The 24221-nt window shown below is 62.7% G+C and carries 19 protein-coding genes; 17 read left to right on the top strand and 2 right to left on the bottom strand.

Annotated elements, in window-relative coordinates; translation table 11 throughout:
* Positions 1-162: 162 nt before the first annotated feature.
* Positions 163-1359 carry a M20 aminoacylase family protein gene (locus PQR42_RS39480; RefSeq protein WP_408391302.1) on the bottom strand — a complete coding sequence of 399 codons (1197 nt, stop codon included), beginning with the start codon at positions 1357-1359 and terminating at the stop codon, positions 163-165.
* A gap of 187 nt (positions 1360-1546) precedes the next feature.
* Between PQR42_RS39480 and PQR42_RS39475 the strand changes: the two genes are divergently transcribed.
* Together PQR42_RS39475 and PQR42_RS39470 are read left to right on the top strand one after the other, a co-directional pair.
* Positions 1547-3625, top strand: coding sequence for a molybdopterin-containing oxidoreductase family protein (locus PQR42_RS39475; RefSeq protein WP_408391226.1), 2079 nt, complete (start codon positions 1547-1549; stop codon positions 3623-3625).
* A gap of 146 nt (positions 3626-3771) precedes the next feature.
* Positions 3772-5445, top strand: coding sequence for a long-chain fatty acid--CoA ligase (locus tag PQR42_RS39470; RefSeq protein WP_408391228.1), 1674 nt, complete (start codon positions 3772-3774; stop codon positions 5443-5445).
* A gap of 188 nt (positions 5446-5633) precedes the next feature.
* Here PQR42_RS39470 and PQR42_RS39465 read toward each other — a convergent pair whose 3' ends face one another.
* Positions 5634-6803 carry a porin gene (locus tag PQR42_RS39465; RefSeq protein ID WP_408391230.1) on the bottom strand — a complete coding sequence of 390 codons (1170 nt, stop codon included), beginning with the start codon at positions 6801-6803 and terminating at the stop codon, positions 5634-5636.
* A 303-nt stretch (positions 6804-7106) separates the two neighbouring features.
* On the opposite strand from PQR42_RS39465, the gene coq7 reads away from it, so the two are divergent.
* The 15 genes from coq7 to ftsA all read left to right on the top strand — a co-directional run bounded on the left by coq7 (position 7107) and on the right by ftsA (position 24215).
* Entirely contained in the window at positions 7107-7745 is a 639-nt protein-coding gene (gene coq7, locus PQR42_RS39460) for a 2-polyprenyl-3-methyl-6-methoxy-1,4-benzoquinone monooxygenase (RefSeq protein WP_408216462.1), read from the top strand.
* A 412-nt stretch (positions 7746-8157) separates the two neighbouring features.
* The gene (mraZ, locus tag PQR42_RS39455) at positions 8158-8586 is read left to right on the top strand and encodes a division/cell wall cluster transcriptional repressor MraZ (RefSeq protein WP_012434430.1); all 429 of its coding nucleotides are present in this window, start codon (positions 8158-8160) and stop codon (positions 8584-8586) included.
* A 15-nt stretch (positions 8587-8601) separates the two neighbouring features.
* The gene (gene rsmH, locus PQR42_RS39450; protein ID WP_132372910.1) at positions 8602-9555 is read left to right on the top strand and encodes a 16S rRNA (cytosine(1402)-N(4))-methyltransferase RsmH; all 954 of its coding nucleotides are present in this window, start codon (positions 8602-8604) and stop codon (positions 9553-9555) included.
* Positions 9552-9902 carry a cell division protein FtsL gene (gene ftsL, locus PQR42_RS39445; protein WP_408391232.1) on the top strand — a complete coding sequence of 117 codons (351 nt, stop codon included), beginning with the start codon at positions 9552-9554 and terminating at the stop codon, positions 9900-9902. Before rsmH ends, ftsL begins: the two co-directional genes overlap by 4 nt.
* Entirely contained in the window at positions 9899-11764 is a 1866-nt protein-coding gene (locus tag PQR42_RS39440; RefSeq protein WP_408391235.1) for a peptidoglycan D,D-transpeptidase FtsI family protein, read from the top strand. The genes ftsL and PQR42_RS39440 overlap by 4 nt, the downstream gene beginning before the upstream one ends.
* Entirely contained in the window at positions 11761-13308 is a 1548-nt protein-coding gene (locus tag PQR42_RS39435) for a UDP-N-acetylmuramoyl-L-alanyl-D-glutamate--2,6-diaminopimelate ligase (RefSeq protein WP_408391237.1), read from the top strand. Before PQR42_RS39440 ends, PQR42_RS39435 begins: the two co-directional genes overlap by 4 nt.
* Positions 13305-14717 carry a UDP-N-acetylmuramoyl-tripeptide--D-alanyl-D-alanine ligase gene (locus PQR42_RS39430; protein WP_408391239.1) on the top strand — a complete coding sequence of 471 codons (1413 nt, stop codon included), beginning with the start codon at positions 13305-13307 and terminating at the stop codon, positions 14715-14717. Before PQR42_RS39435 ends, PQR42_RS39430 begins: the two co-directional genes overlap by 4 nt.
* Before the next feature lie 17 nt (positions 14718-14734).
* Positions 14735-15904 (top strand): phospho-N-acetylmuramoyl-pentapeptide-transferase, encoded by a 1170-nt coding sequence (mraY, locus tag PQR42_RS39425; RefSeq protein ID WP_095418165.1) that lies wholly within the window; start codon positions 14735-14737, stop codon positions 15902-15904.
* A 23-nt stretch (positions 15905-15927) separates the two neighbouring features.
* Complete coding sequence (murD, locus tag PQR42_RS39420; protein WP_408391241.1) at positions 15928-17442, top strand: UDP-N-acetylmuramoyl-L-alanine--D-glutamate ligase; 1515 nt, start codon at positions 15928-15930, stop codon at positions 17440-17442.
* The gene (gene ftsW / locus PQR42_RS39415) at positions 17439-18716 is read left to right on the top strand and encodes a putative lipid II flippase FtsW (protein WP_408391243.1); all 1278 of its coding nucleotides are present in this window, start codon (positions 17439-17441) and stop codon (positions 18714-18716) included. Before murD ends, ftsW begins: the two co-directional genes overlap by 4 nt.
* On the top strand, positions 18713-19831 hold the full coding sequence (gene murG, locus PQR42_RS39410) for an undecaprenyldiphospho-muramoylpentapeptide beta-N-acetylglucosaminyltransferase (RefSeq protein ID WP_408391245.1): 1119 nt from the start codon (positions 18713-18715) through the stop codon (positions 19829-19831). The genes ftsW and murG overlap by 4 nt, the downstream gene beginning before the upstream one ends.
* Positions 19828-21231, top strand: coding sequence for a UDP-N-acetylmuramate--L-alanine ligase (gene murC, locus PQR42_RS39405; protein ID WP_408495224.1), 1404 nt, complete (start codon positions 19828-19830; stop codon positions 21229-21231). The genes murG and murC overlap by 4 nt, the downstream gene beginning before the upstream one ends.
* 5 nt (positions 21232-21236) lie before the next feature.
* Complete coding sequence (locus PQR42_RS39400) at positions 21237-22178, top strand: D-alanine--D-alanine ligase (protein ID WP_408391249.1); 942 nt, start codon at positions 21237-21239, stop codon at positions 22176-22178.
* Positions 22179-22202: 24 nt separating this feature from the next.
* Positions 22203-22955, top strand: coding sequence for a cell division protein FtsQ/DivIB (locus tag PQR42_RS39395; RefSeq protein ID WP_408216430.1), 753 nt, complete (start codon positions 22203-22205; stop codon positions 22953-22955).
* A 27-nt stretch (positions 22956-22982) separates the two neighbouring features.
* Positions 22983-24215 carry a cell division protein FtsA gene (gene ftsA / locus PQR42_RS39390; protein WP_007180311.1) on the top strand — a complete coding sequence of 411 codons (1233 nt, stop codon included), beginning with the start codon at positions 22983-22985 and terminating at the stop codon, positions 24213-24215.
* Positions 24216-24221: the final 6 nt, after the last annotated feature.

Genomic DNA, 24221 nt, shown 5'->3' with positions numbered 1-24221 from the left:
GCGGCCGGAAAACAGACGAAGCGGGCGTGAAAACCACCCTCACTCCCTGTGCCCATCCGCAACGCATTCGCGCTTAAGCCCCAGACCGCGTTACCCATCCTCGGCGCGACGAGACAACAGGCGACGAACTGATCACCGCCGCCCAGTCCCTTCAAATGAATTCTATTTGTCTTGCGCAAGAAACCGCTGTGCCAGCCGTACCCAGTACGTCGAGCCGATCGGCAGCAACTCGTCGTTAAAGTCATAGCTAGCGTTATGCAGCATGCACGGACCTGCGCCATGGCCTGAATCACGGTGCCCGCCATCGCCATTACCCAAAAACGCGTAGCAACCCGGTTTGGCGAGCAACATGAACGAAAAGTCCTCCGCGCCCATCGTCGGTTCAACCGCATCGTCGACATTTTCCGCGCCGACAATTTCCTTCATCACGGTCGCCGCAAAGCGGGCTTCTTCGCCGCTGTTGATCGTCGGTGGATAGTTTCGGTGGAATTGAATATCGACCGAGCAATCGTAGGCTTCGGCCGTGCTCTCCGCGATTTTGCGCATGCGCGCTTCGATCAGATCAAGCGTATCGGTCGTAAACGTCCGCACCGTGCCAGCGATCCACGCGTTGTTTGGGACGACATTGACTGCGTCGCCGGCGTGAATCTGGGTGATCGACAACACCGCTGTGTCGAGCGGCTTCTTGTTCCGCGTGATGATGCTCTGCAGTCCATTCGCAATCTGCACTGCAGTGAAGACGGGATCGCGGCCGTTGTGCGGCAGCGCAGCGTGCGAACCCACTCCCTTGATTTCAATGTGAAATTCGTTGCTCGACGCCATGATCGGACCTTCGGTCACGCCGAAGTTCCCCGCCGGCATGCCCGGCCAGTTATGGATGCCAAATACCGCGTCGACCGGAAATTTCACGAACAGGCCGTCGTCGATCATGGCCTGTGCACCAGCGCCCCCTTCTTCGGCAGGCTGGAAAATGAACACGATGGTGCCATCAAATTCCCCGTGTTTGACCAGGTGCCGCGCGGCGCCGAGAAGCATCGCGGTATGTCCGTCATGACCGCACGCGTGCATCTTGCCGTCGTTTTTCGACCGATGGTCGAAACTGTTCAGTTCCTGTATCGGCAGCGCATCCATATCGGCCCGCAGACCAATGGAGCGTGAACCATTGCCGCGTTTCAGTACGCCGACGACGCCAGTTTTGCCCAACCCTCGATGAGTTTCGATACCCCAGGACTCGAGGGTTCGTGCCACCAGATCGGCCGTCGCCGTTTCTTCGTAACGCAGTTCCGGATGGGCGTGGATGGTTCGTCGAAGGGTCTGAATTTCGCCGTGAGCGGCTTGGATTTCGGGGATCAGTTTCATGATGGAGTGGTGACGCGTCTGTGCTTTGGCTTGCGTGGAATCGCTCGGGGCCCCATTGGCCCGGGCACGGTAATAACCGATTCTACGCCGAAGGCCTTTTTGGCGGCACCACGCAGGCCAAGCAGCAATTGCCGTAATAGAATCCCGCATTGCCCCACCGCTCACCGTCTCATTGAACGGATCGCCGATGAATGCTCCGACTGAACTCGCTCGCGCCGTATGCCCGCATGACTGCCCTGACACCTGCGCGATGCGTGTGACGGTCGAGGCTGGGCGCGTGATCAAGGTCGTCGCTGATCCCGAGCATCCGCCAACGCAAGGCGCGCTGTGCACGAAGGTCAGCCGCTATGCGGAGCGCGTGCATCATCCGCAAAGATTGACGACGCCGATGAAGCGCGTCGGCCGTAAAGGCGAGGGCCGCTTTGAGCCGATCAGCTGGGATGACGCTTTCCAGCTCGCTGCCCGCCGGCTTTCGGAGATTGCGCGCCGCGCGCCGGAAGCGATCGTCCCCTATAGCTATGCCGGCACAATGGGTTTGATTCAGGGAGACAGCATTGCGCAGCGATTCTTCCACAAGCTCGGCGCATCGCAACTGGACCGCGCGATCTGCGCGGCCGCCGGCGCAGCTGGGTTGAAGTACACCTATGGCGCGAACGTTGGCATGCTCACCGAATTTTTCGACGAGAGCGAAGTCATCCTCATCTGGGGCTCGAATCCCATCGCGTCGAACCTGCATTTCTGGACCCGCGCCCAACAGGCCAAACGCCGCGGCGCGCGGCTGATCGCAATCGATCCGTACCGCTCGCTGACCGCCGAAAAATGTCATCAACATATTGCCCTGAAACCCGGCACCGACGGCGCCTTGGCGCTCGGCATGATGAACGTGTTGATCACGGAAAATCTGCTCGATCACGCGTACATCGAGGCCCACACGTTAGGTTTCGATAAGCTGAAGGCCCGCGCACTCAGTTATCCGCCGTCGCGCGCTGCCGAAATTTGCGGTGTTGATGAACACGTTATCGTCGATCTTGCGCGACTTTACGGTGGCACTAAGAAGGCTGCGATCCGCATGAACTACGGCCTGCAACGAGTGCGTGGCGGCGGCAATGCCGTGCGCGCGATCGCGTGCCTGCCGTCGTTGACAGGTGCATGGCGCGAGAGAGCAGGCGGTGTGCTGCTGTCCTCGGGCGGTTGGGCACCGGTCGACTCGCATGCGTTACAGCGTCCGGACCTGATGCCCGGCTGGCCGTCGAAGGTAAGCCGCGTCATCAACATGAATGCGATCGGCGACGCGTTGCTGCATAAGGGCGACGCCACGTTCGGCCCTAAAGTCGAAGCGATCGTCGTCTATAACTCGAATCCCGTCGCCGTCGCGCCGGATTCCGAGCGAGTCGCCGCGGGTTTCGCGCGTGAAGATCTGTTCACCATTGTGCTGGAGCACTTCCAGACCGACACCGCCGACTACGCCGACCTGCTCCTGCCTGCGACGACCCAACTGGAACACCTCGACGTCCACAAGTCGTACGGTCATACGCACGTGATGGTCAACCTGCCGGCAATCGCACCCGTCGGCGATGCACTCCCAAACACCGAGATTTTTCGCGGCTTTGCGCGCCATATGGAACTCGACGAACCGGCGCTGTTCGAGAGCGACGAGACCGTCGCGCAGGCCGCGTTTCGCTGGAAAGACAAAACACTCGAAGACGTGGATTGGCAGACGTTGAAGCAAAGTGGCTGGGCCCGGCTGAACCTGCCCGACGCGCCTTTCGCCGAAGGCGGTTTCCGAACGCCGTCCGGCAAATGCGAGTTCTACAGCGAGCGCCTCGCACAGCAGGGACTCGACCCGCTCCCGGACTATCTACCGCCCTACGAATCCGCCGACGGCGCTCCGGAACTCGCCGCCCGCTATCCACTTGCCATGATCTCGCCGCCGGCCCGCAACTTCCTGAACAGCACCTTCGTGAACATCGAAAGTCTGCGTTCGACGGAAGGTGAACCGCATCTCGACATGCATCCGGCGGACGCACAATCGCGAGATATCGCCGACGGCGATCAGGTGCGCATCTTCAACGATCGCGGCTCGATGCAGGCGCGCGTACGCGTCACCGATAAAGCGCGCGAAGGGCTCGTGGTCGGCCTGTCGATCTGGTGGAAGAAGCTCGCGCCCGACGGCCGCAATGCCAATCAGCTCACGAGCCAGGCGCTTACCGATCTGGGCGGATCGGCCACTTTCTACGACTGCCTGGTCGAAGTCGAGCGCGTCTGAAACCCGCTCAACCATCCCGCAGCGCTCGTCCTTCACGGGTTCGAGGCTGCAGTCTAACCAGGCCGCTTTTCGCGAATAGCAACGAGGTGCCCATGCTACGATGCGTTTTTAGCACGACCATTCGAAAATAAAGGAGGAGACGCTGCATGGACAAAATCTGGCTGAAATCTTATCCGCCCGGCGTTCCCGCAGAGATCGACCCGAGCCGCTATTCGTCGGTGGGAGAACTGCTCGAAGAAGCCTTTCGCGACCACCGCGCCAAGCCGGCGTTCGTCTGCATGGGCAAGGAGATCAGCTACGGTGAGCTCGACACGCTTTCGCGCAAGCTCGCTGCATGGTTTCAGTCGAAGGGCCTTGCCCGCGGCACGCGCATCGCGATCATGATGCCGAACGTGCTGCAATATCCGGTGGCGATTGCAGCCATTTTGCGCGCGGGCTATGTGGTCGTGAACGTCAACCCGCTTTATACCCCGCGTGAACTCGAGCATCAGCTCAAGGACAGTGGCGCGGAAGCGATCATTCTGCTCGAGAACTTCGCGGTCACGCTGCAGGCGATCGTACGCAACACCTCGATCAAGCATGTCGTCGTGGCCGCAATGGGCGACCTGATGGGGATCAAGGGTACGCTGGTGAATTTCGTCGTGCGCAAGGTGAAGAAAATGGTGCCGGCCTGGAGTCTGCCGGGCCACGTCAAATTCAACACTGCAATCGCGGAAGGCGCGCGCCAGAGTTTCAAACCGGTCCAGCAAGGTCCTGAAGACGTCGCTTTTCTCCAGTACACGGGTGGAACGACGGGCGTGGCCAAGGGCGCGACGCTGCTGCATCGAAACCTGATCGCCAATGTGCTGCAGTCGGAGATTTGGCTCGATCCGGTTCGCACGAACCGCACGGATATCGATCAATTCGTCACCGTCGTCGCGTTGCCGCTGTATCACGTGTTCGCGCTGACTGTTTGCGGGCTGCTGACGATCCGTACCGGCGGCCTCGGCGTGCTCATTCCGAATCCGCGTGACATTCCGGGCATGATCAAGGCGCTGGAAGGCTATCCGATCACGACGATTCCCGCCGTCAACACGCTGTACAACGCGTTGTTGAATAGCCCGGATTTCCATAAGCTCGATTTTTCGAAGCTGATCGCCGCGAACGGCGGCGGTATGGCGGTGCAGGAAGCCGTCGCCAAGCGCTGGTACGAGCAGACGCATACGCCGATCATCGAAGGATACGGGTTGTCGGAAACGTCGCCGTGCGTGACCTGCAATCCGGTCACCGTCACCGAATACAGCGGCACGATCGGCTTGCCGTTGCCGTCGACGGAAATCTCGATTCGTGACGACGAGGGCAACGAAGTGCCGCTCGGCCAGCCGGGCGAAATTTGCATCCGCGGCCCGCAAGTGATGGCTGGCTACTGGAACCGGCCCGACGAAACGGCGAAAGTGATGACGGCGGACGGCTTCTTCAAATCGGGCGATGTCGGCCTGATGAACGACGGCGGCTTCGTCAAGATCGTCGATCGTAAGAAGGACATGATTCTGGTGTCCGGTTTCAACGTCTATCCGAATGAAATCGAAGACGTGGTCGCCAAACTGCCGGGCGTGTTCGAAGTCGCCGCGGTGGGCGTGCCGGACCAGCATTCGGGCGAAGCCGTGAAGCTGTTCGTCGTGAAGAAGGACCAGGCGCTCACCGATGCCGACATCTTCGCGTACTGCAAGCAGCAGTTGACCGGCTACAAGCGGCCGAAAATCGTCGAATTCCGCACTGAACTGCCGAAGAGCAACGTCGGCAAGATTCTGCGCCGCGAGTTGCGCGACGGGCGGGCGTAGGCAGGATCGCACTCTGATCACGCACGAAGCCGACACGAAGTAGCGAGTAAGCAGAAAAGGCCCGGCAGACGAAAGTCTGCCGGGCCTTTTCCTTTGCGCAGCCACCGCGAAAAAACCGCGCGGCAGCGAGCGGCATAAAAAAAGGCGCCCGAAGGCGCCTTTGAGGCAAACTGCTTTATTACGACTTATTAGAACTTGTGGCGGATGCCGACGCGAGCCGTGAACTGGTTCTGGTTCGACGAACCCGTCAGGCCGTTGATGCCTGCCGTTGCGTCGACCACAGCGCCACCAGCGGTGACCGTGTCGCCCAGAGCGTGTTGGTACACACCCGTCACGTACACGTCGGTACGCTTGGACAGGAAGTAGTCCACGCCAACTGCGCCTTGGTGGTACTGAGCACGCGAATTGCCGTTGATTTCCGCACCGCGCGTGTAGTCATACGCTGCGCCGACCAGCAATGCCGGGGTCAACTGATACTTGAAGTTCACTTCCGCGTTGTTGAACGTAGCCGACTGGCCCTTGAACGGCGATGCGAACGAAGCGCCCAGGTTGCCGAAGCGGATGTTCGAGTACGTCAAGCCAACCGTTGCTGCGCCGAACGTGTATGCGCCGCCTGCGCCGATGACCTGGTACGTGTTAGCCGACGTGAAGCCAGCGTAGACCGGCGACGTGACAGCCGCGGCCGGTGCTGCAGCCGTGCCGCCGTTGTTGAACAGGCCGCCCGAAGCTGCCGGCGTACGTGCGTTCAAGTAACCAACGCCCAAAACGAGGGGACCGTTGTTGTAGCCAGCGCCCAACGACCAGATCTGGTTCGACGTGATGTTGCCGGCGACGCCGCCGAAGCTGTACGTGCCGCCGAACGTCAGGCCGCCGTAGTTTGCGCTCGTGTACTTGACCGTGTTGTTGGTGCGGTACGCGTTGTTGAAGTTGTCGACGTCGCCCGGGTGAGCAGCGATGTAGCCGCCCCACTGGTCGCCTGCTTCCAGCGGACCGACGTAGTCGACGACGGAGTCATACTGACGACCCAGCGTGACCGTACCGAACTGGCTCGACAGGCCGACGTAAGCTTGACGACCGAACATCAGGCCGCCTTGACCCAGCTTGCCGTTGTTCACGTCAAAGCCGTTTTCAATCACGAAGATGGCCTTCAGACCGCCGCCCAGATCTTCCGTGCCACGCAGGCCGAAACGCGAACCTTGCAGAACGCCGCTGGACAGGTTGTACAGGTGCTTGCCACCCGAGTTGGTGTTGATGTTGAAGCCTTCGTCAATGATACCGTACAGGGTCACGCTGCTCTGAGCATGTGCGACGCCTGCGAATGCGCCCAGTGCTGCGAGAGCGAGAAGCGACTTTTTCATCGAATGATCTCCAAGGATTACGAATCTTTTGTACAAGGCGGAATATTTATCTAGCGTTGAGGCCTTGCTTGTCCAACTTCGCGAGAAGTTGCACGTAATGTAACAAAAGGCATACATGGCACAAAGAAAAAGGAGCGGGGCGGGAACGCTCCTGTTTCGTTTACGCAACATGGTCTAAAATCAGAGATTGGCCGCCCGATTCATGCGGTTTGAAGGTTTCCGTGAAGCCGGATTTGCGTCGCAAAGCCTTGTCGAACGGACCTGGCGGATCGGTGAGGCGGCTGTCGAATGAGGGAGTGCTGAATGTTTCTGGACGAGTTGATTAGCGAGTTTGATCGGGGTTTACGCTCAATGACCGGCGTGTCGCGGATGAGTCGTCCGTTGCCGGTTCCGCAAGAATCCGCGGTGACGGAACCGTCGCCCGAACTCTCACCGGCGGAGCGCGCGCACGCGGCTGGATTGATGCGCGTGAACCACGTCGGCGAGGTCTGCGCCCAAGCGCTCTACCAGGCTCAGAAACTCGCAACCAAATCGCCTTCCTTGCGGGCCGTGTTCAATCGCGCCGCGATCGAGGAAGAAGATCATCTCGCATGGACTTCCAAACGTCTCGAAGCGCTCGACTCGCGTCCCAGTCTGTTGAACCCGCTCTGGTACACCGGTGCGCTGGCGATCGGCCTCGCGGCAGGGCGCATGGGCGATCGCGTCAGCCTCGGCTTCATGGCCGAAACCGAGCGTCAGGTGGAGCAGCATCTCGACAGCCATCTGGACGAGTTGCCGGCAGCCGACCACGAGTCGCGCGCGATCGTCGAGCAGATGCGCGTGGACGAGGCAGAACACGGCAAGTCGGCGATGGAAGCAGGCGGCCTCGAACTGCCGTTCCCCGCGCGCGCACTGATGCGCGCCGTGTCGAAAGTGATGACTCGCACTGCCTATTACATATAAGTTAAAGCCTGCCGTTTACGTACCTCCCGAAAGTGGGACGGCGCCTCGCGCGCCGTCCGCCCGAAGTACCCGGAAACGCCATCCCACACCCGCCGATCCCGCTTGACGATCTCTTTCATTCCGCACCTTTCCCTCGCACTTTTCACGTATCACCTTCACAAGTTGCACTAGCTCATTCATTTATAACGGTTTTCCGTTTTATGCCTGACGTGAAGGAGTCGCGCTAAGTCCTTGTTCTAACAAACAAAATTCGCCGGAAAAGCGTGCATCTCCCTTGACCCCTGTTTAGCGTTCCTCTAAAGTGGGAGACAGTGTGAGAAAGTGTATTTTTGTGTGATCTCACAAACGGTTTCGGGTAGATTTTCACGGATCGGGCAGCTGGCGCGCCAATGCGCCACAAGGGGAGATCGAAGTGTTCCAAGGGGCGTCGGCGCTGACGCTCGATGCGAAAGGGCGGATGTCTATTCCCTCTCGGTATCGGGATGCGCTGCAAACACAGGCAGAGGGCCGGGTGACGATCACCAAGCACCCGGACGGCTGCCTGTTGCTCTTTCCGCGCCCGGAGTGGGAGATCTTTCGCGACAAGGTCGACAAGCTGCCTATGAACGCGACCTGGTGGAAGCGCATTTTTCTCGGCAACGCAATGGATGTGGAAATGGACGGCGCAGGGCGCGTGCTCGTGTCGCCGGAATTGCGCACGGCCGGTGGGCTGGAAAAAGAAGTGACCTTGCTCGGCATGGGTCGTCACTTCGAGTTGTGGGATGCACAAACATACGCCGCGAAGGAACAGGCGGCAATGGCTGAGGGCATGCCCGACGCGTTAAAAGATTTCACGTTCTGATCGCGGTTTACATATATGGCACCTGCGATGGGAAATGAATTGCAGCATCGCACGGTGCTGCTGGAAGAAGCGGTTCAGGCGCTGGTCACACGCGCGGACGGCGTGTATGTGGACGGCACGTTCGGGCGCGGTGGACATAGCCGCCTGGTGTTGGAGAAGCTGGCTGAATCGGGGCGTCTGATCGCTTTCGACAAGGACCCGCTGGCCATCGCCACGGCGCAGCAGATTGCCGATCCGCGCTTTGGCATCGTGCACGAGAGCTTTGCTTCACTGCGCACCGCGATTGCGGAGCGCGGCGTAGGACGGGTGTCGGGTGTTTTGCTGGATCTGGGCGTGTCGTCGCCGCAAGTCGACGATCCGGAGCGGGGCTTCAGCTTCCGCGCCGACGGCCCGCTCGACATGCGGATGGACCCGACGCGCGGCGAATCGGCGGCTGACTGGCTGGCGCGGGCCACGGTGCAGGAATTGACGGAGGTGATACGAGATTATGGGGAAGAACGGTTTGCTTTTCAGATTGCAAAGGCGCTTGTTGCTCGCCGGGCAGAGTCCGACCGTCTTGGGCCTCTCGTCAGCACGGGCGAGCTTGCCCAAATCGTGGCTAACGTCGTCAAAACCCGTGAGAAGGGCAAGGATCCGGCAACCCGCACCTTTCAAGCTATACGGATTCACATCAATCAAGAGCTTGCGGAGCTGCAAGTCGTTTTAGAAGCAGCGTTGTCGCTGTTGGAGCAAGGGGGGCGGCTGGTGGTCATCAGCTTTCATTCGCTCGAGGACCGGATCGTCAAGCGATTCATGCAGGCGCACGCGAGTACGCCGGCGGTGGATCGCCGTCTGCCGATTCGCGCAGTCGATCTGCCGAGCCCTCCGCTCAAAATCATCGGCCGCGTGTTCGCAAGCGACGCTGAAGTCGCCGCGAACCCGCGCGCCCGTTCTGCCGTGATGCGTGTGGCGGAGCGGATCGCACCATGAACCGCCTCAATATCTTCCTGCTGATTATCGTGATGGGCTGCGCCTTGTCCGTCGTCAATGCTACCAATCAGCAGCGTCAGATCTTTATCCAGTTGCAGCGCGCCCAATCGCAGGAGCGTCAGCTGCAGCAGGACTACTCGCAACTTCAATATCAGCAGAGCGCGCTGTCGAAAACGTCGCGCATCGAGAATATCGCCACTGATTCCCTGAAGATGCAATCGGTCACCACCGGCCGCACCCAGTACCTCACGCTCGATCCAGGCGCGGCGAAAGCCGAAGATGCACCGATTCCGCCTTCCGGCCCGGCATCGGCGCCGGCGGCGACCCGTCGCGGAGGCGTGCGATGAAAAAATCGTCGGCTCGCAAGAGCGTGGCTTTCTCGGCCAACCCGATCCTGTCGGTGCGCCTGCCGATGTGGCGTTCGAAACTCGTCGTGTTCCTGCTGTTCATGGCGTTCGTCGCGCTCACCGCGCGCGCGTTCTGGATCCAGGGGCCGGGCAACGCGTTCTATCAGAAGCAGGGTGAAATCCGCTATCAGCGCCGGCTCGAACTGCCGGCCACGCGCGGCAAGATTCTCGACCGCAACGGTCTCGTGCTCGCCACGAGTCTGCCGGTGCGCGCGATCTGGGCGATTCCCGAATCGGTGCCGGACGACCTCGGCGCCGACAAGCTGACGACGCTCGGCAAGCTGCTCGGCATGACCAATAAGGAACTGCGCTCCAAGCTCTCGGAAGACAAGAACTTCGTCTACGTGAAGCGCCAGGTGCCGGTGGACGTTGCCGCAAAAGTCACCGCGCTGGACATTCCCGGCGTTTACGCGCGCGACGAGTACAAGCGCTTCTATCCGGAAGGCGAGATCACGGCCCACCTGATCGGCTTCACCAACGTGGAAGACGAAGGCCAGGAAGGCGTCGAGCTCGGCGACCAGAAGCTGCTCGCCGGCATGTCGGGGAGCCGCCGCGTGATCAAGGACCGCATGGGCCACATCATCGAGGACGTGGACGAGCAGGTCGTGCCGCACAACGGCCAGGACGTGGATCTCTCGATCGACAGCAAGATTCAGTACATCGCCTATACGAACCTGAAGGCGGCCGTCGAGAAATTCAAGGCGAAGGCCGGCGCGGCGATGGTGATCGACGTGCGCACCGGTGAAGTGCTGGCGCTCGTCAATTACCCGACGTACAACCCGAACGACCGTACACACCTGACCGGCGACCAGTTGCGCAACCGCATCCTGACCGACACGTTCGAGCCCGGCTCGATCATGAAGCCGTTCACGGTCTCGCTCGCGCTCGATCTGCACCGCGTCACGCCGACTACACTGGTTGATACAGGCGGCGGCCGCTTCGTGCTTGACGGTGCGCCGATTACCGACGACAGCGCGTTCGGCGTGCTGACGGTGGGCGGCGTGATCCAGAAGTCGAGCAACATCGGCGCGACGAAGATCGCCATGCAGCTCAAGCCCGAAGAGATGTGGAACATGTACACCAGCATCGGTCTCGGCCAGGCGCCGAAGGTCGGTTTCCCGGGCGCGGCGGCGGGCCGTCTGCGTCCGTGGAAGAGCTGGCGCCGCATCGAGCAGGCGACCATGTCGTACGGCTACGGCCTGTCGGTGTCGCTGTTCCAGTTGGGCCGCGCTTACACTGCGATCGCGCATGACGGCGAGATCATGCCGGTGTCGATTTTCCGCACGCCTGGCGATCAACCCGCCACCGGCCCGCAGATCTTCGCGCCGACCACCGCACGTCAAGTGCGTGCCATGCTCGAAACCGTCACGGCGCCGGGCGGCACCTCGCCGGATGCGGCGGTGCCCGGCTATCGCGTCGGCGGCAAGAGCGGTACCGCGTACAAGCACGGCGCGCACGGCTACGACCACTCCAAATATCGCGCTTCGTTCGTCGGCATGGCGCCGATGCCGAACCCGCGCATCGTCGTGGCCGTCTCGGTCGACGAACCGACGGCGGGCAGCCACTTCGGCGGTCAGGTGTCGGGTCCGGTGTTCTCGAGCATCGTCGGCGATACGCTGCGCTCGTTGAATGTGCCGCCGGACATGCCGGTCAAGCAAATGGTGGTGTCCGACGATTCGGCCCCGGCCGCGCCGACCGCGCCCGCCACGCCTGCCACCGTCAAGAAACTCTCCACCAGCGCCGGCGCGAAGAAGATGACGATTTCCGCGAACGCGAAAAGCCATCCGGGAGTCGTGCGATGAGCATGCTGCGGCAGAAGCATCCCGAGCAGCGGCAGATCGCCGACGCCCTGACCTGGCTGCACGTTCACGTGCAGCCAGGCGCGCATCTGCACGCCGACACGCGTTCGCTCGCGGCCGGCGACGCGTTTTTCGCCTACGCAGTCGACGGCGCGGACAACCGCCCGTTCATCGACGGCGCTATCGAACGTGGCGCTGCCGCGGTGCTGGTTCAGCCCGAAGGCTTCAACGGCGCGATCGATCCGTCGACCGCGCTGGCCGTGCCGGCGTTGAACGAACTCGCCGGTTCCATCGCGAGCGGCTGGTACAACGATCCGAGCGACGGCATGCTGACGGTCGGCATCACTGGCACGAACGGCAAGACGTCGTGCAGTCAATGGATCTCGGCGGCGCTGACGGCGCTCGGCACGCGTTGCGCGATCATCGGCACGCTCGGTACCGGTTTGCCGGGCCACCTCGTGTACACCGGCTTTACCACGCCCGACGCGCCGCAACTGCAACGCAGTCTCGCGCAATTGCGCGACGCGGGCGCGCAGGCGGTGGCCATGGAAGTGTCGTCGCACGCGTTGCATCAGGGGCGCGTGAACGGCACGGCGTTCGACATCGCCGTGTTCACGAATCTCACGCAAGACCATCTCGACTATCACCATACGTTCGAAGCCTACGAAGCCGCCAAGGCGCGTCTGTTCGCGTGGCCGGAACTGCGCGCGGCCGTGATCAACCGCGACGACGCGGCCGGCCGTCGTTTGCTCGCCAGCACGCAAGGCCATGCACGCACGATCGCCTATGGGCTCGACGGCGCGCTGCAAGACGCGCCGCAAGCCGACGCGTTGCTGCTGGCCTCAAATGTACGCGCCACCGCCACGGGCACGGCGTTCCATCTGAGCACTTCGGATTGGGGCGATGCCGATGTCGAAGTGCAAACGCTCGGCGCGTTCAACGTCAGCAATCTGCTCGGCGTGCTGGGCGCATTGCTCGCCGCCGACGTGCCGTTCGACGCCGCGCTGGCCGAACTGGCGAAGCTGGAGTCAGTGAACGGCCGCATGCAGCGCCTCGGCGGGCGCTTGCAGAACGACGAACCGCTCGTCGTGATCGATTACGCGCACACGCCGGACGCACTGGAAAAAACACTCGAAGCGCTGCGCCCGATGGCAACCGCGCGCGGTGGCGAACTGATCTGCATGTTCGGCTGCGGCGGCGACCGCGACGCGACCAAGCGTCCGCTGATGGGCGCGATTGCCGAGAAGATCGCCGACGGCGTCGTGGTGACCAGCGACAACCCGCGCAGCGAAGATCCGCAATCGATCATCGAGCAGATCGCTGCCGGAATGAAAGACGCGTCGAAGGCCCGCCGTATCGAGGACCGCGCGAGCGCGATCCTGCAAGCGATCCGCAGCGCCGCGCGCGAAGACGTCATCGTGCTGGCCGGCAAGGGGCACGAAGCAACACAGGAAATCATGGGCAAGAAACGCGCTTTCTCCGATCAGGATCACGCTCGCCTCGCGCTTGCCGCGCGCGCGACGCAAGCACGCGGAGGTGGTGAATGAGCATGTTCTCGCTGCGTGAAGCCGCCGCTTTGATCACGGGCGCAACCGTGCTGGGTGACGATACGGTCACGTTCGATCGCGTATCCACCGACAGCCGCAGCGCCGGACCGGGCGATCTGTTCGTCGCGATCAAGGGCGATCGGTTCGACGCGCACGACTTTCTGCCGGACGTCGCCGCGCGCAACGTGACGGCTGTTCTCGTCACGCGCACGCCGCAAGAGTGGAATGTGCCGGCGCTGCAAGTCACCGACACGCGCGTGGGTCTGGGCGCACTCGCACGCGGCTGGCGCCGCAAGTTCAGCATGCCGCTCGTCGCCGTGACGGGCAGCAACGGCAAGACCACAGTGAAGGAAATGATCGCGTCGATCTTCGGCGCCGCGGTCGGCGCCGACGCGCGTCTCGCGACCGCCGGCAACTTCAACAACGACATCGGCTTGCCGCTCACGTTGTTCCGTTTGCACGCCGCGCACCAACTGGCCGTGGTCGAACTCGGCATGAACCATCCGGGCGAAACCTCGGAGCTCGCGAAAATCGCTGAGCCGACGGTCGCCGTGGTGAACAACGCGCAGCGCGAGCATCAGGAGTTCATGGCGACGGTCGAAGCCGTCGCGCTCGAACACGCCAGTGTGATTCACGCGCTGACACCGGAAGGCGTCGCCGTATTCCCCGCCGACGACGCCTACGCGAGCATCTGGCGCGTGGCCGCAACCGGCAGCCGCATCATGGACTTCGCGCTGAACTCTGCCGAGCGCATCACCGAAGCCGCGGTAAAAGGCACGTTCGCCGGCAACGTCTTGAGCATCGACACGCCGGAAGGCCAAGTCGAAGTCACGCTGAAAGTGCTCGGCGACCACAACGCGCACAACGCGCTGGCCGCAACGTCAGCCGCATTGGCTGCGGGCGTGTCGCTCGACGCCATCAAGCGCGGGCTCGAATCGTTCGGCGCGGTGAAAGGCCGCTTGCAGGTGAAGCAAGCTGTGCTCGGCACGCTCGCCGGCGCCACCGTGATCGACGACACCTACAACGCCAACCCCGATTCGATGCGCGCCGCGATCGACGTGCTCGCCTCACGTGCCGCGCCGCGCGTGCTGGTGATGGGCGACATGGGCGAAGTCGGCGACAACGGTCCGGCATTTCACCGCGAAATCGGCGCTTACGCCAAGGAACGCGGTATCGACGCGCTGTACGCAATGGGCGACGCCTCGCGCGACGCCTGCACCGCGTATGGCGCCGACGCGCATCACGTCGCCGACATCGGCACGTTGGTCGCGCAATTGCAGCAGGCCGGTTTCGGTCCTGCCGCAACGCTTCTCGTGAAAGGCTCGCGCTTCATGCAGATGGAGCGCGTGGTGGACGCCGTAACGAGTCCACAACCCAACGCTGCGGGCAGTACGCCCGCCGCACATTGAAATAGAAGGACCGAAGCATGCTACTGGCGCTGGCGCAATGGCTGCAGAATGACGCAAGCTTCTTGCGCGTGTTCAGTTATCTGACTTTCCGTGCGGTGATGGCGACCATCACCGCGCTGCTGATCGGGCTCGTCTGCGGCCCGGCGGTGATTCGCAAGTTGACCGCCATGAAGGTCGGTCAGGCCGTTCGTAAAGATGGCCCGCAGACTCACCTCGTGAAATCCGGCACGCCGACCATGGGCGGCGTGCTGATTCTGCTCGGCATTGCCGTGGCCACGTTGTTGTGGGCCGATCTGACCAATCGCTTCATCTGGATCGTGATGCTGGTCACGTTCGGTTTCGGTGTGATCGGCTGGGTCGACGATTACCGCAAGGTGGTCTACAAGGATCCGCGCGGCATGTCGTCGCGCGAAAAGTATTTCTGGCAGTCGGTGATCGGTCTGTTCGCGGCCGTGTATCTCGCGTTCAGCGTGTCGGAAGCGAGCAATGTGCGCGTGTTCGACCTGTTCATGGCGTGGGTGCGCAGCGGCTTGTCGATGGGCTTGCCGGCGCGCGCCGACCTGATGCTGCCGTTCGTCAAATCGATCAGCTATCCGCTCGGCGTGTGGGGCTTCATCGTGCTGACGTATCTGGTGATCGTCGGCGCGAGCAACGCGGTCAACCTCACCGACGGCCTCGACGGTCTCGTGATCATGCCGGTCGTGCTGGTCGGCGCATCGCTCGGTGTGTTCGCGTATGTGATGGGCAGCTCGGTCTACTCGAAGTACCTGTTGTTTCCGCATATCGCCGGCGCGGGCGAACTGCTGATCTTCTGTTCGGCAATGGGCGGGGCAGGGCTCGCGTTCCTCTGGTTCAACACGCACCCGGCGCAGATGTTCATGGGCGACGTCGGCGCGCTCGCGCTCGGCGGCGCGCTCGGCACGGTGGCGGTGATCGTGCGTCAGGAAATCGTGCTGTTCATCATGGGCGGCATTTTTGTCGCGGAGACGCTCTCCGTGATGTTGCAAGTGACGTGGTTCAAATTCACCAAGCGCCGTTTCGGCGAAGGGCGGCGTCTCTTCAAGATGGCGCCGCTGCATCACCATTTCGAATTGTCGGGGTGGAAGGAAACGCAGGTGGTCGTGCGCTTCTGGATCATCACGTTGATGTTGTGTCTCTTTGGTTTGTCCACGCTCAAGTTGCGTTAAGCAGGTATTAGGGGAAGCAGGCGATGTTCGGCGAGAAGTTTCGGGATCGGCAAAAGCCGATGGTGCTCGTGCTGGGACTGGGTGAATCCGGTCTCGCCATGGCGCGCTGGTGCGCGCGGCACGGCTGTCGGCTGCGTGTGGCCGATACGCGTGAAGTGCCGCCGAACCTGTCCGCGCTGGAAGCGCACGGCATCGACGCCGCATTCGTCGGTGGCCCGTTTTCGCCGGTGCTGCTCGAAGGCGTCGAACTCGTCGCCATTAGCCCCGGCTTGTCGCCGCTTGCCGCTGACCTGTTGCCGCTGATCTCCGCTGCGCGCGAGCAGGGCATCCCCGTGTGGGGCGAACTCGAACTCTTCTCGCAAGCGCTGAAAACGCTCGGCGAAAGCGGCTACGCGCCGAAGGTCATCGCGATTACCGGCACCAACGGCAAGACGACGACTACGAGCCTGACCGGCCTGCTGTGCGAGCGCGCCGGCAAGAAGGTCGCGGTGGCCGGCAACATCAGCCCGGCGCTGCTCGACAAACTTTCGGAAGCGATCGACAACACCGCGCTGCCCGACGTGTGGGTGCTGGAGCTGTCGAGCTTCCAGTTGGAAACCGCGCACACGTTTACGCCGGATGCAGCGGTCGTGCTGAACATCACTCAGGATCACCTGGACTGGCACGGCGGTCTCGACGCGTACGCCGCCGCGAAGGGCCGCATCTTTGGTGCGCAGACTGTGCGGGTGCTGAATCGCGATGACTCGCGCGTCATGAAGCTGGCGCCTGCGGAAGACAGCGAAGCCGAGATGGTCACGTTCGGCGTCACCGAGCCGAAGAACGACGGCGACTACGGTCTGCTGCGCGACAACGGCATGATCTGGCTTGTCCAGGCGCACGATCGCGACGCGAGCGACGAACCCGTGCCGAAGCGCCGTCGCAAGAACGAAGTGGTCACGCCGCCGAACATTGCGCTCAAGCGCCTGATGCCCGCGGACGCCTTGCGTATTCGCGGTCTGCACAACGCCGCCAATGCGCTCGCCGCCTACGCGCTCGCACGCGCGATCGGCCTGCCGGGCGCGCCGCTTCTGCACGGTCTGCGCGAGTATCACGGCGAACCGCATCGCGTGGAATTGATCGCGTCGATCGACGGTATTGATTATGTGGACGACAGCAAGGGCACCAATGTCGGCGCGACGGTTGCCGCGCTCGACGGACTCGCGCAGCGCATCGTGCTGATCGCCGGCGGCGACGGCAAGGGCCAGGATTTCGAACCGCTCGCCGCGCCGGTCATGCGCTGGTGCCGCGCCGTGATGCTGATCGGCCGCGACGCGCCGCAGATTCGCGCCGCGCTGGAAGACACCGGCATCGCCATGACGGATCACGCCACGCTCGAAGAAGCGACGCGCGCCGCCACCGCGCTCGCGCAACCGGGCGACGCCGTGCTGCTGTCGCCGGCTTGCGCTAGCTTCGACATGTTCAAGGGTTACGCGCACCGCGCCGCGGTATTCCGCAGCACGGTAGAAGACATCGCGGCCGAACGGGGGACGATGATATGAGCTGGTCGGAACGTTTCGGTTCGCGTCAGGCCGCCGCCGGCGACGCAGGTGGTTCGGGCGGTTCGGCGCGCGTCGGTGGCCGCACGGGCGGCAGTGGTCTCGCGAGCGCCGTCAACGGCGTGCGTCCGCTGCGCTCGCGCATGCTCGACTACGATCACTCGCTGCTGTGGGTGGTCGTCGCGCTGCTCGGGCTCGGCGTCGTGATGGTGTATTCGGCGTCGATCGCCATGCCCGATTCGCCGAAGTACGCGTCGTATCGCGATTACGCGTTCCTCGTGCGCCAGATCATCTTCGTGGTGATGGGCTCGGTGATCGGCATCGTGTCGTTCCGCATTCCGATCGCGACGTGGGACAAGTACGCGCCGAAGCTGTTTCTGATTTCGCTGGTCGCGCTGGTGATCGTGCTGATTCCGCACGTCGGCAAGGGCGTGAACGGCGCGCGCCGCTGGATTCCGCTCGGCATCACGAACATGCAGCCATCGGAAATCATGAAGCTCGCGGTGACGATCTACGCGGCGAACTACACGGTGCGCAAGCAGGAATACATGCACAGCTTCGCCAAAGGCTTTTTGCCGATGGCAGTGGCGGTGGGTCTCGTCGGCGCGTTGCTGCTGCTCGAACCGGACATGGGCGCGTTCATGGTGATCGCGGCGATCGCGATGGGCGTGCTGTTTCTCGGCGGCGTGAACGGCAAGCTGTTCGGCGGCCTCGTGGCGACCGCGGTCGGCACATTCAGTTTGCTGGTGTGGGCGTCGCCGTGGCGTCGCGAGCGGATTTTCGCGTACCTCGATCCGTGGGACGACCGTTACGCGCAGGGCAAGGCTTATCAATTGACGCACTCGCTGATCGCGTTCGGTCGCGGCGAGTGGTTCGGCGTGGGCCTCGGCGGCAGCGTCGAGAAGCTCAACTATCTGCCGGAAGCGCATACCGACTTCATCCTCGCGGTGATTGGCGAGGAACTGGGTTTTATCGGCGTGCTGGTGGTGATCCTGATGTTCTACTGGATCGTGCGCCGCTCGTTCGAGATCGGCCGCCAGGCGCTCGCACTCGACCGCACGTTCGCGGGCCTGGTCGCGAAGGGCGTCGGTATCTGGTTCGGCGCGCAGACCTTCATCAACATGGGCGTGAACCTCGGCTTGCTGCCGACCAAGGGGCTCACGTTGCCGCTCGTCAGTTATGGCGGCTCGGGCATTGTGCTGAATTGCGTTGCTGTTGCGGTGTTGATGCGTGTCGATTACGAGAACCGGGTGCTCATGCGCGGAGGGAAAGTATGACCGCTCTGCCGCAACGCACGCTGATGGTGATGGCCGGTGGCACCGGGGGACACGTGTTCCCGGGGCTCGCGGTCGCTCATCTGATGCAGGCGTGGGGCTGGAAGGTCGTATGGCTCGGCAATCCCGCGGGCATGGAAGCGACGCTGGTGCCGAAGCACGGCATCCCGATGGAATACGTGCGCTTTGGCGGACTGCGCGGCAAGGGCATGAAGACCAAGCTGATGCTGCCGTTGAATCTGCTGCGCGCCTGCACGCAGAGCCTGAGCGTACTGCGTCGCGTGAAGCCCGACGTCGTGCTCGGCATGGGCGGCTACATCACGTTTCCGGCCGGCTTGATGACCGCATTGAGCGGCCGTCCGCTGGTGTTGCATGAACAGAATTCGATTGCCGGTCTCGCGAACAAGGTGCTCGCGAAAGTCGCCAAACGCGTGCTGGTTGCGTTTCCGAATGCACTGCCGCACGGCGAATGGACGGGAAATCCGATTCGTGAGGAACTTGCGCGCGCAATTGCACCCAAAGCACGCTACGCGCAACGCAGCGGTCCGTTGAATGTGCTGGTCGTGGGCGGCAGTCTGGGCGCGACGGCATTGAATGAAGTCGTGCCGCGCGCGGTGGCCTTGCTCGCGCCGAATGAGCGGCCGCGCGTCGTGCATCAGGCGGGCGCGAAGCATATCGATGCGCTGCGCGAGAACTACGCGGCAGCCGGTTTGCAAACGGGCGCCGACGTCGAACTCGTGCCGTTCATCGACGATATGACGAGCGCCTACGCGAACGCGGACCTGGTGATTTGCCGGTCCGGCGCGATGACGGTGTCCGAGATTTCAGCAGTGGGGGTGGCGGCGTTCTTCGTGCCGTTCCCGTATGCAGTAGACGATCACCAAACCACTAATGCAGCGTTCCTCGCCGACAACGGCGCGGCGCTGGTCGTGCAGCAACGCGATCTGTCGGCGGAAACCCTCGCTGACTGGTTGCGCAGCCAGACGCGAGCAACCCTTGCGGAGATGGCGGAGCGTTCGCGCTCGCTCGCGAAACCCGACGCCACGGAACAGGTCGCGCAGATTTGCGCGACCGTGGCGGGTTCGATTTCGGGCGCGAGCCCAGAAGGAAAGCAATGAAACACATCGTTAAACACATTCACTTTGTCGGCATCGGTGGTGTCGGCATGAGCGGCATCGCGGAGGTGCTGGTCAATCTCGGCTATCAGGTGAGCGGCTCGGATCTCACGAGCAACGCGGTCACCGATCGCCTCGCCGCACTCGGCGCGCGGATCGCCATCGGTCACGCGGCGGAGAACATCGAAGGCGCGAACGCGGTGGTCGTTTCCACGGCGGTGCGTAGCGACAATCCGGAGGTGCTGGCCGCGCGTCATCGCCGCATTCCGATCGTGCCGCGCGCAGTGATGCTCGCGGAACTGATGCGCCTGAAGCAAGGCATCGCAATTGCCGGCACGCACGGCAAGACCACGACCACTTCGCTGGTGGCGAGCGTGCTGGCGGCGGGCGGGCTGGATCCGACTTTCGTGATCGGCGGCCGGCTGATCAGCGCGGGCGCGAATGCGCGGCTCGGCACGGGCGACTTTATCGTCGCGGAAGCCGACGAGTCGGATGCGTCGTTCCTGAATCTGTTCCCGGTGATCGAAGTCATCACGAACATCGACGCCGATCACATGGACACCTACGGCCACGATTTCGCGCGGCTCAAGCAGGCGTTCATCGAATTCACGCACCGTCTGCCGTTTTACGGTATCGCGGTGTTGTGCGTGGACGATCCGAACGTGAAGGAAATTCTGCCGTTCGTGTCGAAGCCGATCATCCGCTACGGCTTCGCGCCGGATGCGCAGGTGCGCGCGGTCAACGTGCAGGCGCGCGACGGCAAGATGCATTTCACGGCGATGCGCGAAGACGCGGCGCCGATCGACATCGTCTTGAACCTGCCGGGCGAGCACAACGTGCAGAACGCTTTGGCCGCAATTGCAATTGCGACTGAACTTGAAGTGAAAGATGCCGATATCCAGCGAGCGCTGGCGGATTTCAACGGCGTGGGCCGACGCTTCCAGCGCTATGGCGAAGTGCCGGTCGTCACCGAAGGCAAAGCCGGGGGCGCGTACACGTTGGTGGATGACTACGGTCATCACCCAGTCGAGATGGCGGCCACGGTGGCGGCGGCGCGCGGCGCATTTCCGGGGCGGCGTCTGGTGCTGGCATTCCAGCCGCACCGCTTCACGCGTACGCGTGATTGCTTCGAGGATTTTGTGAAAGTGCTGTCGACCGTCGACGCGCTCGTGCTGACCGAAGTCTATTCGGCCGGCGAGTCGCCGATCGTCGCAGCAGACGGACGCGCCTTGGCGCGCGCGCTGCGTGTGGCGGGCAAGGTCGAGCCGGTGTTTGTCGATACGGTGGATGAAGTGCCGGACGCGCTCTCAGCAGTGGTGCGCGACGGCGATGTGGTGATCACGATGGGCGCGGGTTCGATCGGCGGTGTGCCGGGTCGCCTCGCGCAGGAAACGAAGGTGTGAGCGAAATGAGCAGTATCGACCCGAAACAATTCGGCAAAGTGGCAGTACTGCTCGGTGGGGACTCCGCCGAGCGCGAGGTATCGCTCAATTCCGGCCGCCTGGTGCTGCAAGGTCTGCGCGACGCCGGCGTGGACGCGCATCCGTTCGATCCGGCCGAGCGTCCGCTCGCCGCATTGAAGGAAGAAGGCTTCGTGCGCGCGTTCAACGCGCTGCATGGCGGCTACGGCGAGAACGGCCAGATCCAGGGCGCGCTCGACTTTTACGGCATCCGTTACACGGGTAGCGGCGTGCTCGGCTCGGCGCTCGGTCTGGACAAATTCCGCACCAAGCTCGTGTGGCAGCAACTCGGCATTCCGACGCCGCCGTTCGAAGCCGTGCTGCGTGGCGACGACTACGCAGCGCGGGCGAAAGAGATTGTCGCGAAGCTCGGCTTACCGCTCTTCGTGAAGCCGGCGAGCGAAGGTTCGAGCGTCGCGGTGATCAAGGTGAAGAGCGCCGACGCACTGCCTGCCGCGCTGATCGAAGCGGTCAAGTACGACAAGATCGTGGTGGTCGAAAAGAGCATTGAAGGCGGCGGCGAATACACCGCGTGCATCGCCGGCAATCTCGACTTGCCGGTGATTCGCATCGTGCCGGCCGGCGAGTTTTACGACTATCACGCGAAGTACATCGCGAACGACACGCAGTACCTGATCCCGTGCGGTTTGGCGGCGGACGAGGAAGCGCGCCTGAAAGTGCTGGCGCGCCGTGCTTTCGACGTACTCGGCTGCACCGACTGGGGCCGCGCGGATTTCATGCTCGACGCAGACGGCAACCCGTACTTCCTCGAAGTGAACACCGCGCCTGGCATGACCGATCACTCGCTGCCGCCGAAAGCGGCGCGCGCGGTGGGCATCAGCTATCAGGAACTGGTTGTCGGCGTGTTGGCGCTGACGCTGCAGGACTAACCGGGGCGACCCGAAAGCAACACCATGTGGAACAACGTTCGCCAGCTCAATTTCGCCGCCAACGCATTGCATGCGTTGCTGGTGCTCGTGCTGCTGGCGGCGGGCGGTTACTGGCTGATCCAGCGCCCGAATTTCGCGCTGCGCGAAATCCAGATCGACGGCGATACCGAGCACATCAATTCGCCGACGGTGCGCGCGGGTGTCGTGGGGCGCTTGAAGGGCAACTTTTTCACGGTGGATCTCGACGTGGCGCGTCAGGCGTTCGAGCAGATGCCGTGGGTGCGTCATGCGAGCGTGCGGCGCGTCTGGCCGAATGCACTGGCTGTCACGCTCGAGGAGTACAAACCGCTGGGAACGTGGGGCAGCGATCAGTTGGTGAGCGTCGACGGCGAGTTGTTCACCGCGAACCAGGGCGAGCTCGAAGAAGACCTGCCCGCGTTCGACGGTCCGGACGGTACGGCAAAAGAGGTGGTCGCGCGTTATCACGACTTCCAGAAATGGTTTGCGCCATTGGGCGCGACGCCTGAAGAAGTGACGCTGTCGCCGCGCTACGCGTGGACGGTGAAACTCTCGAACGGCACGCAGGTGGAACTTGGGCGCGAACGCAATCAGGACACGCTGCTCGATCGGAGCAAACGTCTGAGCGCGGCGTGGAGCGCGGTGACGCAACGTTGGGGAAAGGATATCGAGTATGCGGACTTGCGCTATCCGAACGGTTTCGCGATTCGCGCGGCAGGGATGCGCTTTATCACCGAACCCGACAAGGGCAAGAAGTAAACGGACATCACACGCAATGAGCACGCTATGAGTAAAGACTATAAAGATCTGCTGGTCGCCCTCGACATTGGGACGTCGAAGGTCGTGGCCATCGTCGCCGAGTTGAAGGGCGAGGGTCACTACGAGGTGATCGGCCTCGGCCAGAGCGAATCAAAGGGGCTCAAGAAAGGCGTGGTGGTGAATATCGAAGCCACCGTGCAGTCCATTCAGCGCGCGCTCGAAGAAGCCGAACTGATGGCCGACTGCAAGATCACGAACGTATTTACCGGGATTGCCGGCAGCCATATCCGCAGCTTCAACTCGAGCGGCATGGTGGCGATCAAGGAGAAAGAAGTCACGCAGACGGATGTGGCGCGCGTGATCGAAACGGCGAAGGCGATCAACATTCCGACCGATCAGCAGGTGCTGCACATCCTGACGCAGGAATTCATCATCGACGGTCAGGAAGATGTGCGCGAGCCGATCGGCATGAGCGGTATTCGTCTCGAAGTGAAGGTGCATATCGTCACCGGCGCGGTGAGCGCGGCGCAGAACATCGTGAAGTGCGTGCGTCGCTGCGGGCTCGAAGTGAACGATCTGATTTTGCAACCGCTGGCATCGTCGCTGGCGGTGCTGACGGAAGATGAAAAAGAACTCGGCGTGGTGCTGGTCGATATCGGCGGCGGCACGACGGACATTGCGATTTTCAGCGAAGGCGCGATCCGTCATACGGCGGTGATTCCGATCGCCGGCGACCAGATCACGAGCGACATCGCGATGGCGCTGCGCACGCCGACGCCGGACGCGGAAGACATCAAGGTGGATTACGGCATCGCCAAGCAGGCGCTGGCCGATCCGGACGAGATGATCGAAGTGCCGGGTCTCGGCGAGCGCGGTCCGCGCACGCTGTCGCGCCAGGCGCTGGCGGCGGTGGTCGAGCCGCGTGTCGAGGAACTGTTTTCGCTCGTGCAGCAGGTGGTGCGCGAGTCGGGTTACGAGGAACTGCTGAGCTCCGGCGTGGTGCTGACCGGCGGCGCGTCGATGATGCTCGGCATGGTCGAACTGGGTGAGGACATTTTCCTGAAGCCCGTGCGTATCGGCGTACCGGAATACGCGGGCGGTCTCGCTGACGTCGTGCGCAATCCGCGTTATTCGACGGCGATGGGCCTGCTCGTCGAAGGACGCTCGCAACGCATGCGCGGCCGCAAGGTGGCGGTGCAGTCGGGGTCGATGGGACAGGTGTTCACGCGCATGAAGGACTGGTTCCTCGGCAACTTCTAACGCATT

Origin of the sequence: Paraburkholderia sediminicola, assembly GCF_046027355.1 — a bacterium.
GTDB classification, from domain to species: Bacteria; Pseudomonadota; Gammaproteobacteria; order Burkholderiales; family Burkholderiaceae; genus Paraburkholderia; species Paraburkholderia sediminicola_B.
This window is presented reverse-complemented; position numbering and strand designations above follow the sequence as displayed.